Genomic DNA, 16,904 nt, shown 5'->3' on the forward strand with positions numbered 1-16,904 from the left:
TCTTCTGTTTTTTGGTATAATTTCTGAAGATTTGAAATAAACACATCTGAATGAATATACAAAAAAGTCAACTAAACGTATATGTCTAGTTTAGTTGACTGTAGGTAAATGCTACACTTCAATGAGATCTTTTATATCCCATTTAACAAGAAATGTAATAGAGTCTGAACGTTTTTTCTGTTCTTCGTAGGACTCGGCAATGACGTTTCTTTGTCTTTGAATTTGCTCGGCGATAAATCCAGCTTCTAATTGATAAGAAGAATGTCTTTTTTGTTTTTGACGCTCAGCAATGAGTGCACTTTTAAGTTGGAACTGCATTTCACGACGTTTATGCTCAACGATGCTTAAAGTGCCCCAACCGGCTTTTTCGAAAAACTGAATAACTTCTTCAATGGTTTCTAGCGGATATTTTCTTGCAAGATTTCTACCGGACCAGTATAAAATTCCATCTAAATCATTACCAATTAAATCAGGTAGTAGTTCTTCACGCAGTAATTCATAAGCGAAGGCGTTCAATGAAACATCTTCTAAAGATGTTATATCGATTGTATTTTTGCTCACAATATTCCCCTCTTTCTATAGGGATTATTATATAACATTTCTCATTTATAAAAACAGATTTTTCTTTGGGAAATCTGAATATATAAGAAGAAAAAAAGAAATGGCAAATTATATGCAAATTATGTATACGTTTTCTTGACGCTTCGACAAAAATAGGAGTAAAATGAACTTGGTATCAAATTATGCTGAAATATTTCGAATAATTTTTTCAGTTTTTCTTATGCCAATAGTGAAAAAACATTATTGTTGTAAACTAATCTGAAAACAGCAGTCAAACATTCAAGGGGGGTAATGGGGACATGAAAGGCCGCGAGTATACGTTTCGTAAGTGGCACTCATTAATGGGGGTCATCCCGGTTGGTGTCTTTTTGACGCAACATTTAGTAGTAAACAACTTTGCAACAAGAGGAGCAGAGGCTTTTAACAAAGCTGCAGGCTTTATGGAGCTCCTTCCATTCCGGTATGCGCTAGAAATTTTCATCATCTTTTTACCTATACTGTACCATGCTATATATGGCTTATATATTGCATTTACAGCTAAGAACAATGCGGTATCTTACGGTTATTTCCGTAACTGGATGTTCGTCTTCCAACGAATTTCAGGTATCGTTACGCTGATATTTATTTCTTGGCACGTCTGGGAAACTCGTATTCAAGCAATGTTAGGTAAAGAGGTAAACTATGATATGATGGCAGATATTTTAAGCAATCCAGCTATGTTTGCATTCTACTTAGTTGGTGTTGTTTCAACTATTTTCCACTTTGCAAATGGACTATGGACATTCTGCATAAGCTGGGGAATTACAGTATCTCCACGTTCACAAAGAATCTCTACTTATGTAACATTAGCTATTTTCTTAGGTCTATCTTATGTAGGTGTGAGTGCATTATTAGCGTTCATCGATCCACAGCTAGCAAACCAGTAAGGAGTGGGAGAGCATGAAAGGGAAACTTATAGTAGTCGGCGGTGGCTTGGCTGGCTTAATGGCAACGATTAAAGCGGCAGAAGCAGGAGTAAATGTTGAACTGTTTTCATTAGTACCAGTAAAACGTTCACATTCTGTATGTGCCCAAGGTGGAATTAACGGTGCCGTAAATACGAAAGGTGAAGGGGATTCTCCATGGATCCACTTTGACGATACAATTTATGGTGGGGATTTCTTAGCGAACCAACCACCAGTTAAAGCGATGTGTGAAGCAGCACCTGGTATTATTCATTTAATGGACCGCATGGGTGTTATGTTCAACCGTACGGAAGAAGGACTTCTTGATTTCCGTCGTTTTGGTGGAACACAACATCACCGTACAGCATTTGCTGGCGCAACAACTGGTCAACAATTACTATACGCATTAGATGAGCAAGTACGTCGCCATGAAGTAGCAGGACTTGTAACGAAATATGAAGGTTGGGATTTCTTACGAGCTGTTGTGGATGACGAAGGTGTGTGCCGAGGAATCGTTGCACAAGACTTACAAACAATGGAGATTAAAAGTTTCCAAGCTGATGCTGTGATTATGGCAACAGGGGGCCCTGGTATCATCTTCGGAAAATCAACGAACTCCATTATTAATACAGGTACAGCAGCATCTGCTGTATATCAGCAAGGTGCATATTATGCGAACGGTGAGTTCATTCAAATCCATCCAACAGCAATTCCTGGAGACGATAAGTTACGTCTTATGAGTGAATCTGCACGTGGTGAAGGTGGACGTGTTTGGACATATAAAGATGGTAAGCCATGGTACTTCTTAGAAGAAAAATATCCAGCTTACGGAAACCTTGTACCTCGTGATATTGCAACGCGTGAAATCTTTGATGTTTGCGTAGAGCAAAAACTAGGTATTAACGGTGAAAACATGGTATATCTAGATCTTTCTCATAAAGATCCAAAAGAACTAGATATTAAACTTGGCGGAATTATTGAAATCTATGAGAAATTTACAGGTGATGATCCTCGTAAACTACCAATGAAAATCTTCCCAGCGGTTCACTATTCAATGGGCGGATTATGGGTTGATTATAAGCAGATGACAAGTATTCCAGGTTTATTTGCAGCAGGTGAGTGTGATTATTCTATGCACGGTGGTAACCGTCTAGGTGCGAACTCACTATTATCAGCAATCTACGGTGGTATGGTAGCAGGACCGAATGCAATTGAGTATATGAAAGGTCTTTCTAAATCATCTGATGCTGTGTCATCTACTGTATATGAGCAAAATGAATTAATCGAAACAGAGAAATTTAACAATATTTTAACGCTTGATGGTAACGAAAATGCATATGTTCTTCATAAAGAGCTTGGAGAATGGATGACAGATAACGTTACAGTAGTTCGTGAAAATAAAAAATTACTAGAAACAGATGCGAAAATTGAAGAGTTAATGGCTCGTTACAAACGCATAAACATTAACGATACAGCAAGATGGAGTAACCAAGGTGCTTCATTTACACGCCAACTTGCAAATATGTTTGAATTAGCGCGTGTTATTACAATTGGGGCATACAACCGTAATGAAAGCCGCGGAGCGCATTATAAACCAGAATTCCCAAATCGTGATGATGCAAACTTCTTAAAAACTACGATGGCAAAATTTGAAGGAGAAGGAAATGCACCAGCATTCCATTACGAAGACGTGGATGTTTCATTAATTAAACCACGTAAACGTGACTATTCTTCAAAACATGATGTAGCTGCTAAGGGTGAAGAGAAGGGGGATAAACAACATGTCTGAGAAAACAATCCGCCTCATCATTACGAGACAAGATGGACCAGATGCACAAGAGTTTGAACAAGAGTTTGAAATTCCATATCGTCCTAATATGAATATTATTTCGGCGCTTATGGAAATTCGTCGTAATCCTGTTGACTCAAAAGGAAACCACACAACTCCAGTTGCATGGGATATGAACTGTTTAGAGGAAGTATGTGGAGCATGTTCGATGGTGATTAACGGAAAACCACGTCAATCATGTACAGCTCTTATTGACCAATTAGAACAACCAATTCGCTTAAAGCCGATGAAGACATTCCCAGTTGTACGTGATTTACAAGTTGACCGTAGTCGTATGTTTAACGCGTTAAAACGTGTGAAAGCTTGGATTCCAATCGATGGTACGTACGACCTAGGACCAGGTCCAAGAATGCCAGAGAAAAAGCGCCAATGGGCATATGAGCTTTCAAAATGTATGACATGTGGTGTTTGCCTAGAGTCATGTCCGAACGTAAACAGTAAATCTGACTTTATTGGACCAGCACCGCTTTCACAAGCGCGTTTATTCAACTCGCATCCAACTGGTGAAATGCATAAAGCAGATCGCTTACGTGCAATTATGGGTGATGGAGGACTTGCAAACTGTGGTAACTCTCAAAACTGTGTGCAATCATGTCCGAAAGGTATTCCATTAACAACTTCAATTGCAGCATTAAACCGTGATACAACAATTCAATCGTTCAAAGATTTCTTTGGTAGCGACAATAACTATTAATAAATATTGCCTCTTCATTTTGAAGAGGCAATATTTATAGCTTAATTTTTCTGTTTATTCTGTGTATTTATAAAAGAAAAGGAGAGGGAACAATGAAGAGAATTTCTTATATTGAAGACTTTGAGCAGTGGGAAAGTGGTTTTTCATTTTATAATCCTGTTAAAGTTCGTTTTGGTGAAGTAGATATGTTTGGCCATGTGAATAACGTCGTTGCTTTTACATATTTTGAAGAAGCACGTATCGCATTGTTTAAAGAACTTGGATTTATGCAAGAATGGACACATGAATCTTCAGAAACGATGATAGTCGTCGCAGATCTACAATGCAATTTCATAAAACAAATTTATTTTGATGAGCAGTTGAAAGTATATGTAAAAGCAGGAGCGGTTGGGAATTCTTCTTTAGATTTACACTATATGGTCAAAAATGCAGAGGGAGAAGTTTGTTTAGTTGGGCGTGGAACAATGGTGCAAGCATCGAAAAAAACTGGAAGAGGCGAACCATGGCCTGAAGAATGGAAGAAGAAGTTGCTACAATAATAGAATGAAAGAAAAATAAGAGAGCGATTCGCTCTCTTATTTTTTGTCCTCCATCGCCTCTTCTAATGTTAGATGGTGCTTATATATGTATGTGGCGTATGGATTACCAACGTAGCGCAAGTGCCACGGTTCATATGCATACTCTGTTGTCTTTGTTTTATCCTCTAAATAACGAATGACAAATCCGAACTCATGGGCATGTTCTGCAACCCATTTTCCCTCTGCGGTCTCTCCGAAGATTGGTTCTAATTGGAATTTAGCAGATTTTGAGCTAATATCCATTGCTAGACCAGTTTGATGCTCGCTTGTTCCAGGAATTGCACTTACTGAATCAGCTTCAGCTTTTCCTTGGCGTTTAATATATGTGTTATGTAATGATTGTTGGCGTTTGTAAGAACGGTAACCTGAAACTGCTGTAAGTTCTAAGCCTTCCTTTTTCGCTGCTTGGAACATTTTTTCGAGCGCGTCTGAAGCATCTTTACGAAGTAATGTTTTCTCCTTATCTTTTGGACTAGTAAATGGTACGTTCGGTTTAGTTAAATCTTCTGGAATGTACCCATCTGGTAATTTACGATGTTTATTGACCAATACAAGATCAGAATCTGGATTTGTTACAACGGAAAAATTATCATCTAGTTTCTTTGCATTATGATCAGCTTTTGGAAAAGCAGGAATCTCTTCTTTTTGATGGTTATTATGTTTTTGACTTTCGACAGCTTTCGCCTCATTCTGTAGTGGTGATTTAGAACCGAAGTAAGCGAAAGATGTGATACCGATTACAATAGTAGCGGCAGAAATAATTACTATTTTTTTCATGATGCCCTGTAATCACAGTCCTTTCTTAATAAAATTTGTATCATTATTGATTATAAATCTAGTTTGTCGAAAAAGAAATATAAGAGTCGTAACGTAATAGAAATGCAAAGAAAATGTCAGAAAATGTGTGAAATTGTAGAATTTTTTCACATAATTCATTTCTTATCTTTCATGAAATTCATTTTTATGTAATATATATGTATAAGAAGATGTAGCGATTATCGAGAATAAAGGACTTCTTGTATAGACTAGGAGTGAATGAGAATGGATTTTGCAACAATTATTGGGCTCATTTTAGGATTTGTAGCGGTAGTAGTAGGGATGTTCGTCAAGGGCGCTGACGTAACAGCCTTATTGAATCCTGCCGCAGCATTAATTATTTTTATCGGTACATTTGCCGCAGTTTGTATTGCATTTCCGATGAATCAACTTAAGAGGGTTCCAAAATTATTTAAAGTTCTTTTTGGTTCAAATAAAAAAGATTTAAGTTATGAACAGTTGCTAGAATTATTTGTTCATTGGACATCTGAGAGTAGAAAATATGGTATTTTGTCTTTAGAGCAACAATTAGATAAAATTGAAGATGAGTTTCTTTTGCGTGGTATGAAATTTGTTATTGATGGCGTATCTGCGGAAGATTTAGAACAAATTTTAGAAGCTGAATTAGAAGCAATTGAAGAGAGGCATGCAAAAGGTGCTGCTATTTTTTCGCAAGCTGGTACATATGCACCTACATTAGGGGTTTTAGGTGCTGTTATTGGTCTTGTAGCTGCACTTGGAAATTTAACTGATATTGAGAAGCTAGGGCATGCTATTTCAGGTGCATTTATTGCAACGATTTTCGGTATTTTTTCAGGTTATGTGTTATGGCATCCATTTGCAAATAAATTAAAGCAAAAGTCTGCCGCTGAATTAGAGAAGAAACGTTTAATTATTGATTGTTTATTAATGTTACAAGAAGGTACATATCCGTTTATTATGAAAAACCGCATTTTAGGTGCGCTTTCTGCGACTGAGCGTAAGAAGCTAGAAAAAGGAGCGGAAAAAAATGCGGAGTAAGAAAAATAGAAGAGGTAAAAAGAAAAAACACGATGAGCATATTGATGAAACTTGGCTAATTCCGTATTCTGATATGCTAACGTTGTTGTTTGCGCTGTTTATTGTTTTATTTGCAATGAGTAGTATAGATGCTGCGAAATTTAAACAGATGGCAGTAGCTTTTCGCAGTGAACTAGCAGGTGGAACAGGAAATAAAGAGTTTTTAAGTGATCAAAAACCGAAGAAAGAAAAGGAATTATCGGCAAGTAGTTTGGAATCTGAGAATATGAAAAAAAATGCTGAAGCTGAAGTGAAGCAGCAAGAAATGAATGAATTAAAAGCAGTACAACAAAGTATTGACAAGTATATTGCTGAGAATCAATTATCTTCTTCTTTTAAAACTGATTTAACAGAAAAAGGGTTAATGGTAACGATATTAGAAAATGTCCTATTTGATTCAGGAAAAGCGGATGTGAAGTTGGAATCGTTAGGGATTGCAAAAGAGATGTCTAATCTACTTGTTTCGGCATCACCTCGTGAAATCACAGTATCTGGTCATACAGATACTGTTCCTATCGCAAATGCTCAGTTTGCATCAAACTGGGAGTTAAGTACACAGCGTGCAGTAAATTTTATGCAGGTATTACTTCAAAATAAAGAATTGCAACCAGAAAAATTTAGTGCAATTGGTTACGGAGAATACCGTCCAATTGCACCAAATGATACACCAGAAGGAAAAGCAAAAAATAGACGTGTAGAAGTATTTATTTTACCTTTAACAAGAAATATGCAATAAAAGAGGATGGCGAAAGCCATCCTCTTTGTTATTTTGCATCAAATGATTTTAAGTTGTCACGACGAATTTTATCTTTTTCTGCATCTGATTTTTTGAAATCATAGTCATATAAAGCGCCTTCCCAATCACCATACATTGGATTAGGGAAAATGATGAATTTCTCACCAAATTGTGCTTTTGATTCTTCTACTGTTTGATTGCGATCTTTTACAGATTTTCCATCAAAACCAGTGAAATCAGATAAGTTATCACCGAAGAATAGGACAATATCATGTGTTTGAGAAACAAGTTCACGGCGTTTTTCTTTTCCTTTTTCTTTCGGGTCTTGTAGTAATATGTGTTCTTTCGTTGCTTGAGGAGCACCTACGCGCTCGAGATTTTTAATTGTTGCATCTAGTTGATTCGTTTTACGATTTGAGATGTAGTAAATATCTACACCTTTAGACTCTGTATATTTTAAGAAATCAATCGCGCCTGGAAGGGCTTCAGCTTCAGCCTTATTAATCCAATCGTCCCATTTATAAGGATAGCCTTTTCCTGTTTTTACGCTCATTGCTTGATGAGGACTGTTATCTAAAACAGTTTCATCTAAATCAAGTACGATAGCAGGTTTTTTGTTTGTACCTTTTGCAAGAGCTGCATCAAGCTTCAATTGACCAATATTGTATCCTTGGTAGTACAGCGCTTTCGTTTCGCCAGCTGTTTGATACCATAAATCAGCCATCAATTGCTGGTCTGTTAATTTTACTTTCTCTTCTTTTGCCACTGTTTTCTCAGCTGTTCCTGAACATGCTACAAGCGATGTGGAAAGAACGGCTACAGATAATAAAGTGGTAATACCCCTCTTCATCTTCATATGTATCCTCCTTGATGTTAGAAAATCAATTAATATTATATATTAAAATATAATATTTTTTGTATTTTTTTTATGAACATTTGCATATTGTCTTTTGTATATATAGTAGTTTGTCCTATAGTAGATAAGATGCATAAAAAAGATGCGATAAAAACTAAGTAGCTGAAGAAAAGGAATGTATATAAGAAGATGGAATAAGGTGTTACTATATGTTGTTTTTTAAACAATCATATTATGAAAGCGAGAATGCTATTGAAGGGGAGGATATATACATTGAGTTTACAAATTCAAAACTTAACGAAACTATTTGGAGAATCAAAAGCAGTTAATGGTTTGCAAATCTCGTTACCAAAAGGTGAAGTGTTAGGGTTACTTGGCCGAAATGGTGCAGGGAAAACAACGACGATTAAAATGTTACTAGGTTTATTAACGCCAAATGAAGGTTCTATTACGTGGGATGGAAAAGAATTTGGTAAAAGCGGGGTAACGATTGGATATTTACCAGAAGAAAGAGGATTATATACAAAAAGTAGAGTAATAGATCAACTACGTTATTTTGGTAGATTAGAAGGAATGACGAAGAAAGAAGTGGATCTTGCAATTGATCACTGGTTAGAGCGATTAGCAATCCCAGAATATAAATTCAAAACAGCGGGAGAACTTTCGAAAGGAAACCAGCAAAAAATTCAATTAATTGCTGCTCTTCTTCATGATCCAGAGCTTCTTATTTTAGATGAACCATTTAGTGGACTTGATCCAGTTAATGCTGGGATGCTAGCTAGTATTATCGAAGAACAAGTACAAAGGGGAAAGACAATTATTTTATCAAGTCATCGTATGGAGCAAGTAGAAGCTTTTTGCCAGCATGTATGTATTTTGAAAAAAGGTGAAGCGGTCGTAGAAGGTCAATTAAGTGATATAAAGAAAGAATATGGTTTTCGTAATTTAACGGTTGAAGATACAGTAGAGAATGAAAAAGGGCTCGAAGTTATAGATGTTCCGTATGAAAAACAACAAGGCCTTCTTTATGTGAAAATACAAGACGATGCAGAAGCTCTAAAGATTTTGCAACAGTTGCAAGAACAAGGTGTTAGCTTACGACAATTTAAAATGTTAGAGCCGACATTAAACGAAATCTTTGTAGAGAGGGCGAAATAAAGATGCGTAAATTTTCTCATGTATTTTCATTTTATTTTAGGGAAGCGTTTTTATCTAAAAAATCATTAATTACAAGTGCGATTTTATTTTTAGTTGTGTTTGGTATTTTTGCATTTAATCATTTTACTTCAGGTGGAGATAAAAATAAGGATAAAGATAAAATTGCAGTTGTAACAGAGAGTTCCACCTACAAAATACAAAAAGAAGAGTTAGATAAGTTATTACCATCAGCAAAAATAACGGTTGGTTCAAAGGCTGATTTTGATAAACTGCATAAGCAAGTAGAAGAAGGCGATTTAGATGGTCTATTCCATGTGACGGAGAAGAATGGAGCCCCATCGGTTACATATATGTATAATGGATTCCCAAGCCAAGCAACTTCTGCAATTATGGCGGGGTATTTAAAACAACAATATACAATGGTGACGATTGCAAAAAATAATGTTTCGCTGGAAATTGCACAGCAATTACAAGCAGAAATTCAAGTAAAGCAAGAAGCGATAAAAGACCGTACGTCTTCTTTCGGAATTGCGTATTTCTTTACATTTGCTTTGTATATGTTTATTGTTGCTTTCGGGAATACAATCGCAATGAATATTGCATCTGAAAAGGCGTCACGCGTAATGGAAGTGATGCTTCCGAAAGTAAAACCTCTTACGATGATGTATGCGAAAATCTTAGCGGTTGTTTCAACGGCGTTACTACAACTTGTAATACTGGCGTGTGGTTATCTTATTCCTTATTTGTTAGGTTGGGTCGACTTAGAAAGTGCCTCATTATTTGGGATTCCAATTGACTTTACAAAATTAGATGCAAAAGTTATAAGTATGTTTCTTGTCTATTTCATTACGGGATATTTACTTTATGCGATGATGTACGCTGCGGCTGGAGCTGTTGTGTCTAAGACAGAGGATTTACAAGCTGTGTCTTTCCCGGTAATGATTTTGATTATGGCTGCATTCTTCATTAGTATTAAATCATTAAGTGATCCGAATAGTACTATTGTCGTTGTAAGTTCGTATGTTCCGTTTTTCACTCCGATGGTTACCTTCTCGCGTATTGTAGCTGGTGAAGCAGGTATGTTAGAAATTACGATAACATTAGTAGTTTTATTGGCGACAATTGGTATATTAAATGCTATTACAAGTCGTATTTATGTAAACGGTGTAATGAATTACTCCGGCAAAGTGAAATTTAAAGATTTAGCGAAATTTATAAAGCGTCAATAAGGAGAGAAAAGCATGATTTTCTAGTGGAATCATGCTTTTTCTTTATGTATAAATTAAAAATAGTATATAATAATAAGAGTTGTCTTTTAATAGAATGAATAAAAAGGAGGGTGTGCAGATGGGAATTAGTAGTCGTTTTACAGTAGGTGTTCATATGTTAACGTTACTTGCAATAGATCGAAACTCTCGCTGTACCTCTGAATGGATTGCTGGTAGTGTGAATACAAATCCAGTTGTGATTCGTCGCATTACAGGAATGTTGAAGAGAGCAGGACTTGTTGATGTACAAGCTGGTAAAGGTGGTACGACACTTGCTCGTGATTTAGATGAAATTACATTACTTGATGTATATAAAGCTGTGGAAGTTGTAGAAGAAGGACACCTATTTTCTTTCCATGAAAATCCCAACATTGAATGTCCAGTAGGAGCTAATATTCAATCGGTATTAGAAATTATTTTAATGCAAGCGCAAGAAGCGATGGAAAACGTACTTGCAAATGTAACGGTAGACCAATTAGTTACAAATTTGAAGTCTAAAATTAAAGAATAAAAAAGCGAGCATCCTCATAATGAGGGCTCGCCTTTTTTTATTCGGAAATATTGAAAATTCTATTTTTCAGTATTTAAAATAAACTTTCCTACAACAGCTGCTACGATACCACCAAGAATTGGTGCAACGATGAATACCCATAGTTGAGAAATTGCTTCTCCGCCAGCGAATAAAGCTGGTGCGATACTACGAGCTGGGTTAACAGATGTTCCAGTTAACGGGATACCTAATAAGTGAATTAATACTAATGTGAAACCAATTACTAGTCCAGCTAAAGAAGAACTTCCTTTTTTACCTGTTACAGCAACGATAACTAAAACAAATACGAAAGTTAAAATGAATTCAACTAAAAATGCTCCAGATAAACCAAGAGTTCCAAAACTATTTTGTCCTAAATTATCTAAAGATAATTTAGCAGATCGTAAAATTGTTACTAACGTTGCAGTTCCTAATAAACCACCTAAAATTTGAGCTAATAAATAATAGCTAAGTTCCATAGCGTTCATTCTTTTGTTGATGAACATAGCGATCGATACTGCTGGGTTAATATGACATCCAGAAATTGTTCCAATGCTATATGCCATAGCCACGATAGATAATCCGAAAGCCATAGCGATACCTAATGTTCCAATTCCTTCAATTCCGCCGCCAATGACAGCTACTCCAGTTCCGAATAGTACAAGTACAAATGTACCAATAAACTCAGCAATTGCTTTTTTTAACATAATTTACCTCCTATTAATGCACATGAAACGTATTATAACATAGGTTTTAGTATAAATAGCTAATGAAATTCTATTCTGATAAATCTGAATAGGGGGACGGTAAAAAAGCATGATTCTATAAAGAAGAATCATGCTTTTTTTATGCTAATTTTTTCTGTTTAACGACTGGAACAGAACGGTTTAAAACACTATTTACGACCATGCCTAGCATGATAATAATCATCCCAATCAGTGACAGACCACCAGGAAATGAACCATTTAAGAAAATAATCTCACCGAGCACGGTAAAGACCATCGTTCCAGCTTGTGTTGCTTCAACAGCTCCAAGTAAACCAAGATTGTCTTTTGCTAAGTCAGTAGCAAAGAAAAATGTCATCGTCGCAATAACTCCGGAACATAATGCTAACAAAAACCCTTGCAACATTTGACTTGATGATGGAATACCAGTAGTGGAAAATCCGTATATACCAAGTAAAATTGTAATAGGGAGACTTCCGATCGCCATTCCTAATACACGTTGGAATGTATCAAGACGCCCGCCAACAAGTTCCATCATTTTTCGGTTACCGAAGGGATATAAGAAAGCTGCTAAAACGACGGGTAAAAAACCAGAAATGAACTGAGTCATTGTAATATGACCTGCCGCAGTAGTTTGCATACAAATTACACCAAGTAAAATAAATAATGCTACATATAAACTGCGCAGTGGAATTTTTCCGCGTACAAGTTTTGTACCAGACTTTGTTTCTATTTTAATGAAAAATAATGGTGATAAAAGTAAACCTGCTAATATCGTAACTTGCCAAGTTCCAGCAACGAGCCAAGCTGGAGAAAAAACAGCTGCGAAACTTAATAAAGAATAGAAGCCGATGCCAGCGACGGAGCCCCACCCAATCCATGCAAATGGATGTTTCTTTAACTCTGCCCATAAAGCTCCCAAGTTTTTGCGAAATAAAACGATAAGGAATAAAATAGGGAGAGCAAATAGAAAACGGAAGGAAGCAGTCCAAGCCCAGCTTGTTCCAGATACATTCATTGCTCTGTTAATAATAAAGGTTGCAGAAAAAAAGGCCGATGATAAAAGACCAAGTAATATTGCGCGCATGAAGTATAACGCTCCTTTCAGAATTGAATGGTTATGTATATTATACTATGCTTTAATTAAATAAAAGTAAACTATTTTATACTTTAAGGTGGTTTTTAAAGATGAAAGAAAATGAGGACATGCAAACGAAAGAAGTCATTCAGCAAGTAGGTCAGCTATTAAGACAAATTCGAAATGAACAAAAATTAAGTTTAGAAGATTTAGCCCAAAAGACAGGTGTTAGTAAATTAACGCTAGGAAAGATTGAAAGAGGTGAAACGAATCCAACATTAGCTGTCATTTGGAAAATTACGAAAGGGTTATCAATCCCTTTATCGAGATTGATGGTTGTTGGAGAGCCTGTAGCTGTTGCACGCTGCGGAGAAGGGTTTGCAGTAGATGTAGGACAGGCGTGGCACTTAGAAACAATGTTCCGTTACACGAAAGAAACGGGGATGGAAATGCACCGGGCTTGTTTAAGAGCGCATAGTATATATGAGCCTGAAGCTCATCATGAAGGAGCAATTGAGCTTGTAACGGTAATGAAAGGGAAAGTTTCTATTCAAGTTGAGAATGATGTGTATGAGCTAAATGAGTTTGATTCCATTCAATTTGAAGCGAATAAGAAACATAGTTATAAAAATGAAGAGGATGAAGTGGCGGTATTGCATTTAACGATGAAATATTCTTCATAAAAAAATCACCTATAGAATTCTATAGGTGATTTTTTTATATGCACTGCTAAAGTATAGTGAATGATGTTATTAGTACGAACGTGGCATGAGTAATAAACAAACGAGATAAACTAAAAACCCTGTTCCAAAACATAGAACGGCAATAAGCCAGATGATACGAATGAGAGTAGCGCTAATATCAAAATATTCGCCTAAACCTCCGCATACACCAAATAACATTTTGTCAGTTTCAGATTTACATAATTTCTTCGACATATAATGATCCTCCCCTTTTTATATCATCATTGTGAAAATTTTATGTGTGCGTATGTACTTTTATTCTATATGGGAATTTACGGGAATACCATTTGATTATATTATTTTTTTCGAAGAGGTTCATAGCTTGTTAATTGTCTTGATTTTCAGTTGATATTAAAATGAAAATGAGGGTGTGACGTATTTTCTAATATAAGGTGGGGAAATGGTAATGACATTGTATTGGTTGACTAATGTAAAGCTTGAAACAGGTTATACATATGAAGAAGCGAAAATTTCACAAACGGAAACAGAGATATACAGTCTTCTTATTGAAGATGGCATAATTAAAAAAATTATATCGGGAATCGTTCAAGAGGAAGGAACTTTAATTTTTGATGCTAATCGTTTATTAGTTTTACCAGCTTTCGAAGAGATGCATATTCATATCGATAAAACGTATTATAGTGGGCCTTGGAAAGCTTGCATGCCAGCAGAAAATATTTTTACACGTTTTAATGAAGAAGAAACGATTTTGCCAAAGCAATTAGCAACTGCTCAACATAGGGCGGAAAATATGTTAGAGTTACTGCTCCGAAATGGCGCAACGAATATTAGAACGCATTGTAATGTTGATCCAATTATTGGACTTCGTAATTTGGAAGCAACATTAGCGGCTTTAGAAACATATAAAGATCGGTTGTCTGGTAGAATAGTTGCATTTCCGCAACATGGATTATTGCGCAGTAATTCTGTACAACTTGTGAAAGATGCAATGCGTATGGGCGCGCAATTAGTTGGCGGAGTGGACCCAGCTACTGTAGATAATGACATCGAAAAATCATTACATACAATTATGGATATTGCAGTAGAGTTTAATGCGGATGTGGACATTCATCTGCATGATGCAAATAACCTTGGAACGTTTACGATGAAGAGATTGGCAAGCCTAACAGAGGAAGCAGGATGGCAAGGGCGTGTAACGATTAGCCATGCACTTGGACTTGGAGGCGTCACTGATAAAGAAGCTGAAGAAGTGGCAGAAAGATTAGCGGCATTAAAGATCGATATTACTTCAACTGTTCCAATTGGTAAACAAGTAATCCCAATTCCATTATTAGATCGAAAAGGAGTTAAAGTTTCATTAGGAAATGATAGTATTACAGATCATTGGTCTCCGTTTGGAACGGGAGATATGCTTCAAAAAGCGAATCGATTGGCGGAACGGTTTGGTTGGAGTGATGAAAGATCTTTAGGAAAAGCTCTTCGTTTTATTACAGGAGGGAAAGAAACGTTAAATAATGAAGGGGAGCGAGTGTGGCCTAATGTAGGGGATGAAGCAAGTTTTGTTTTAACGAATGCAACATGTGTCGCTGAAGCAGTAGCTCGTCAAACGGAGAAATGTGTAGTAATGTATAAGGGGAATGTCGTTATGGGGAATTTAGATCAAGTGAAATTAGATAATCTTGTATAGAAGAATCGTTTAGACGTTTTGAGAAGGGGTCTTATTTGCATGTGTGCTACTAGTTGTTATGTCGCTGTTTCCAAGTATTATCCGCTACCTAGCATCTCTGCCATCCGCGGTCGCATCTGCAGTTTTAATGGCTTCGTTCGTACAGTTAATTGGAATTGGGTTTCATAACATAAAAAAATACAACTTAGCGAAAGGAATGTAACGATTTTAGGGGTTGCGGTATTATTTGGCTGCGGCGTTATGTTTTTACCGTTTGGAGCACTCCAATCATTGCCTTCTGTTATGCAAAATATATTCGGTAATGGTTTGTTTGTAGGTACCGTTGTAAGTATATTGCTAGACCAAATATGGCGTACGGAGAAGTAAATGTATAAAACGAGTGCATAAACAGTATAAAAGTCTAAAATAACATAAGAAATAAAGCCCATTTTCATTCACCACCTGCACATTTCGTTCATACAATATCTTGACTAAATAAACACCCAACTTACACATACACAGCTCTGGCTTAAGCAAGGAGGGTTATACCAGTTGAAGGAAAAAGCGTATCAATCTAAACCTTTACTCACAAAGAGAGAGAGAGAAGTATTTGAATTACTGGTTCAAGATAAAACGACGAAGGAAATTGCAGGTGAACTTTTTATAAGTGAAAAAACAGTGCGCAACCACATCTCAAATGCAATGCAAAAGCTAGGGGTTAAAGGACGTTCACAAGCAGTTGTTGAGCTTCTTCGTATGGGAGAACTCGAACTATAAATAGAAGAAGCCGACTTTTATAAAAAGAGTCGGCTATTTTTCTGTTTATATTTTGAAGTGAACTATTGAAGTGGGAAAAGGTTCTTGAACTTAAAAAGCAGGTATCTCAGATTTTGAGATAGAAGATATGTTAAGGAAGAATCCTTTATTGCGTGGTTTTGTAAAAACTTATCGGAGGGTACTTATTTAGAACTGGATAAGCCATCAGGTACAGTGATGAAAACATATAACGATTTCAATACAATGCTTGAAGAAGCGTTGAAAACAACTGTTTTATAACATGATGAGGTATTCAAGATAGGTATCTTTGCTATTCATGAATAAGAAGGTGTAAATATGAAATTGTATTTTAAAGATATAGAAATAGGTGAAATTAAAGATGTTTTTGGAGAAATGCCATGGATGTATGGAACAATTCGTTTATACGAGAATAGTAAACCAATTCAAAAATATTTTCGCGAGATGGTAGACGAAGAGAGTACATTTGATTTTGAAAGCATAGACCGTGAATTTCTAGATGACGAAAATTGGTCTGTTTTTGATGAGGGTGAGCGACGATATTTAGGGATTAATATTCCTGCTATTCATATGGAAGATACAACGATTGCATGGCGCTGGAGATAAGAACTATAGCGTGTGCAATCAGTAGGTGAGCTTCTTCGTATGGAATACCTCAATAGAAGAAACATTATGTAGTAACAAGAAGGTTTGTCCGTAATCATATTAATAATGCAATGCAAAAGCAAGGTGTTAAAGGACGTTCACAAGCAGTGGTTGAGCTTCTTCGTATGGGAGAGCTCGAACTATAATAGAAGTGAAGTGACCCCATAAAGTTAGACAGATTATTTCATTAGGCAACCTTTTGGGCATGGGTCCGGTATTGTACCGGGCTCATGCCTTTTAGTT

Annotated in this window: 19 protein-coding genes and 3 pseudogenes; 16 read left to right on the forward strand and 6 right to left on the reverse strand. The window is 36.3% G+C overall.

The window, feature by feature from the left end:
* Positions 1-111: 111 nt before the first annotated feature.
* Positions 112-561, reverse strand: coding sequence for a YslB family protein (locus MR109_RS17835; RefSeq protein WP_002173663.1), 450 nt, complete (start codon positions 559-561; stop codon positions 112-114).
* A gap of 299 nt (positions 562-860) precedes the next feature.
* Between MR109_RS17835 and sdhC the strand changes: the two genes are divergently transcribed.
* The 4 genes from sdhC (at position 861) to MR109_RS17855 (ending at position 4,587) form a co-directional block, all read left to right on the forward strand.
* Positions 861-1,487 (forward strand): succinate dehydrogenase cytochrome B558, encoded by a 627-nt coding sequence (gene sdhC / locus MR109_RS17840; RefSeq protein ID WP_000678360.1) that lies wholly within the window; start codon positions 861-863, stop codon positions 1,485-1,487.
* A gap of 13 nt (positions 1,488-1,500) precedes the next feature.
* Positions 1,501-3,294 (forward strand): succinate dehydrogenase flavoprotein subunit, encoded by a 1,794-nt coding sequence (gene sdhA / locus MR109_RS17845; protein ID WP_000676747.1) that lies wholly within the window; start codon positions 1,501-1,503, stop codon positions 3,292-3,294.
* The gene (gene sdhB / locus MR109_RS17850) at positions 3,287-4,048 is read left to right on the forward strand and encodes a succinate dehydrogenase iron-sulfur subunit (protein ID WP_071718506.1); all 762 of its coding nucleotides are present in this window, start codon (positions 3,287-3,289) and stop codon (positions 4,046-4,048) included. The genes sdhA and sdhB overlap by 8 nt, the downstream gene beginning before the upstream one ends.
* Positions 4,049-4,140: 92 nt before the next feature.
* Entirely contained in the window at positions 4,141-4,587 is a 447-nt protein-coding gene (locus MR109_RS17855; RefSeq protein WP_098789794.1) for an acyl-CoA thioesterase, read from the forward strand.
* Positions 4,588-4,623: 36 nt separating this feature from the next.
* On the opposite strand, the gene MR109_RS17860 is transcribed toward MR109_RS17855, so the two are convergent.
* Positions 4,624-5,403, reverse strand: a complete 780-nt coding sequence (locus tag MR109_RS17860) for a M15 family metallopeptidase (protein ID WP_002173659.1) — start codon at positions 5,401-5,403, stop codon at positions 4,624-4,626.
* A 264-nt stretch (positions 5,404-5,667) separates the two neighbouring features.
* Here MR109_RS17860 and motA point away from each other — a divergent pair, with 264 nt between their 5' ends.
* Positions 5,668-6,462: a flagellar motor stator protein MotA gene (gene motA / locus MR109_RS17865; protein WP_025147521.1), complete on the forward strand. Its 795-nt coding sequence runs from the start codon at positions 5,668-5,670 to the stop codon at positions 6,460-6,462.
* Positions 6,452-7,237: a flagellar motor protein MotB gene (motB, locus tag MR109_RS17870; RefSeq protein WP_071718509.1), complete on the forward strand. Its 786-nt coding sequence runs from the start codon at positions 6,452-6,454 to the stop codon at positions 7,235-7,237. The genes motA and motB overlap by 11 nt, the downstream gene beginning before the upstream one ends.
* 28 nt (positions 7,238-7,265) lie before the next feature.
* Here motB and MR109_RS17875 read toward each other — a convergent pair whose 3' ends face one another.
* Complete coding sequence (locus tag MR109_RS17875) at positions 7,266-8,093, reverse strand: 5'-nucleotidase, lipoprotein e(P4) family (protein WP_025147519.1); 828 nt, start codon at positions 8,091-8,093, stop codon at positions 7,266-7,268.
* 273 nt (positions 8,094-8,366) lie between these two features.
* Between MR109_RS17875 and MR109_RS17880 the strand changes: the two genes are divergently transcribed.
* The 3 genes from MR109_RS17880 to MR109_RS17890 all read left to right on the forward strand — a co-directional run bounded on the left by MR109_RS17880 (position 8,367) and on the right by MR109_RS17890 (position 11,030).
* Entirely contained in the window at positions 8,367-9,251 is an 885-nt protein-coding gene (locus MR109_RS17880; protein ID WP_071718511.1) for an ABC transporter ATP-binding protein, read from the forward strand.
* Between the two features lie 2 nt (positions 9,252-9,253).
* Positions 9,254-10,480, forward strand: coding sequence for an ABC transporter permease (locus MR109_RS17885; protein ID WP_242273356.1), 1,227 nt, complete (start codon positions 9,254-9,256; stop codon positions 10,478-10,480).
* A 118-nt stretch (positions 10,481-10,598) separates the two neighbouring features.
* Complete coding sequence (locus MR109_RS17890; RefSeq protein WP_002173653.1) at positions 10,599-11,030, forward strand: Rrf2 family transcriptional regulator; 432 nt, start codon at positions 10,599-10,601, stop codon at positions 11,028-11,030.
* A 59-nt stretch (positions 11,031-11,089) separates the two neighbouring features.
* On the opposite strand, the gene MR109_RS17895 is transcribed toward MR109_RS17890, so the two are convergent.
* Both MR109_RS17895 and MR109_RS17900 read right to left on the reverse strand, forming a co-directional pair.
* A complete protein-coding gene (locus tag MR109_RS17895; protein ID WP_071718513.1) occupies positions 11,090-11,755 on the reverse strand; it encodes an MIP/aquaporin family protein in 666 nt (221 codons plus the stop codon).
* A gap of 139 nt (positions 11,756-11,894) precedes the next feature.
* Positions 11,895-12,860 carry a DMT family transporter gene (locus MR109_RS17900; RefSeq protein WP_071718514.1) on the reverse strand — a complete coding sequence of 322 codons (966 nt, stop codon included), beginning with the start codon at positions 12,858-12,860 and terminating at the stop codon, positions 11,895-11,897.
* 101 nt (positions 12,861-12,961) lie between these two features.
* Here MR109_RS17900 and MR109_RS17905 point away from each other — a divergent pair, with 101 nt between their 5' ends.
* The gene (locus MR109_RS17905; protein ID WP_002173651.1) at positions 12,962-13,534 is read left to right on the forward strand and encodes a helix-turn-helix domain-containing protein; all 573 of its coding nucleotides are present in this window, start codon (positions 12,962-12,964) and stop codon (positions 13,532-13,534) included.
* Between the two features lie 69 nt (positions 13,535-13,603).
* Here the strand turns inward: MR109_RS17905 and MR109_RS17910 are convergent, their stop codons facing one another.
* Complete coding sequence (locus MR109_RS17910) at positions 13,604-13,789, reverse strand: PspC domain-containing protein (protein WP_098306309.1); 186 nt, start codon at positions 13,787-13,789, stop codon at positions 13,604-13,606.
* Between the two features lie 211 nt (positions 13,790-14,000).
* Here MR109_RS17910 and MR109_RS17915 point away from each other — a divergent pair, with 211 nt between their 5' ends.
* The 6 genes and pseudogenes from MR109_RS17915 to MR109_RS17940 form a co-directional block, all read left to right on the forward strand.
* Positions 14,001-15,242, forward strand: coding sequence for an amidohydrolase family protein (locus MR109_RS17915; RefSeq protein WP_242273357.1), 1,242 nt, complete (start codon positions 14,001-14,003; stop codon positions 15,240-15,242).
* Positions 15,243-15,273: 31 nt separating this feature from the next.
* Positions 15,274-15,608, forward strand: a pseudogene (locus MR109_RS17920) (purine/pyrimidine permease); the annotation flags it as partial.
* A gap of 165 nt (positions 15,609-15,773) precedes the next feature.
* A complete protein-coding gene (gerE, locus tag MR109_RS17925; RefSeq protein ID WP_000659484.1) occupies positions 15,774-15,998 on the forward strand; it encodes a spore germination transcription factor GerE in 225 nt (74 codons plus the stop codon).
* A gap of 138 nt (positions 15,999-16,136) precedes the next feature.
* A pseudogene (locus tag MR109_RS17930) lies at positions 16,137-16,277 on the forward strand (YrhA family protein); the annotation flags it as partial.
* A gap of 57 nt (positions 16,278-16,334) precedes the next feature.
* Positions 16,335-16,622, forward strand: coding sequence for a hypothetical protein (locus MR109_RS17935; RefSeq protein ID WP_071718522.1), 288 nt, complete (start codon positions 16,335-16,337; stop codon positions 16,620-16,622).
* A gap of 83 nt (positions 16,623-16,705) precedes the next feature.
* Positions 16,706-16,807: pseudogene (locus MR109_RS17940) on the forward strand (hypothetical protein); the annotation flags it as partial.
* Positions 16,808-16,904 lie beyond the last annotated feature (97 nt).

Origin of the sequence: Bacillus cereus group sp. BfR-BA-01310 (genome assembly GCF_022664325.1) — a bacterium.
Classification (GTDB): Bacteria; Bacillota; Bacilli; order Bacillales; family Bacillaceae_G; genus Bacillus_A; species Bacillus_A paramycoides.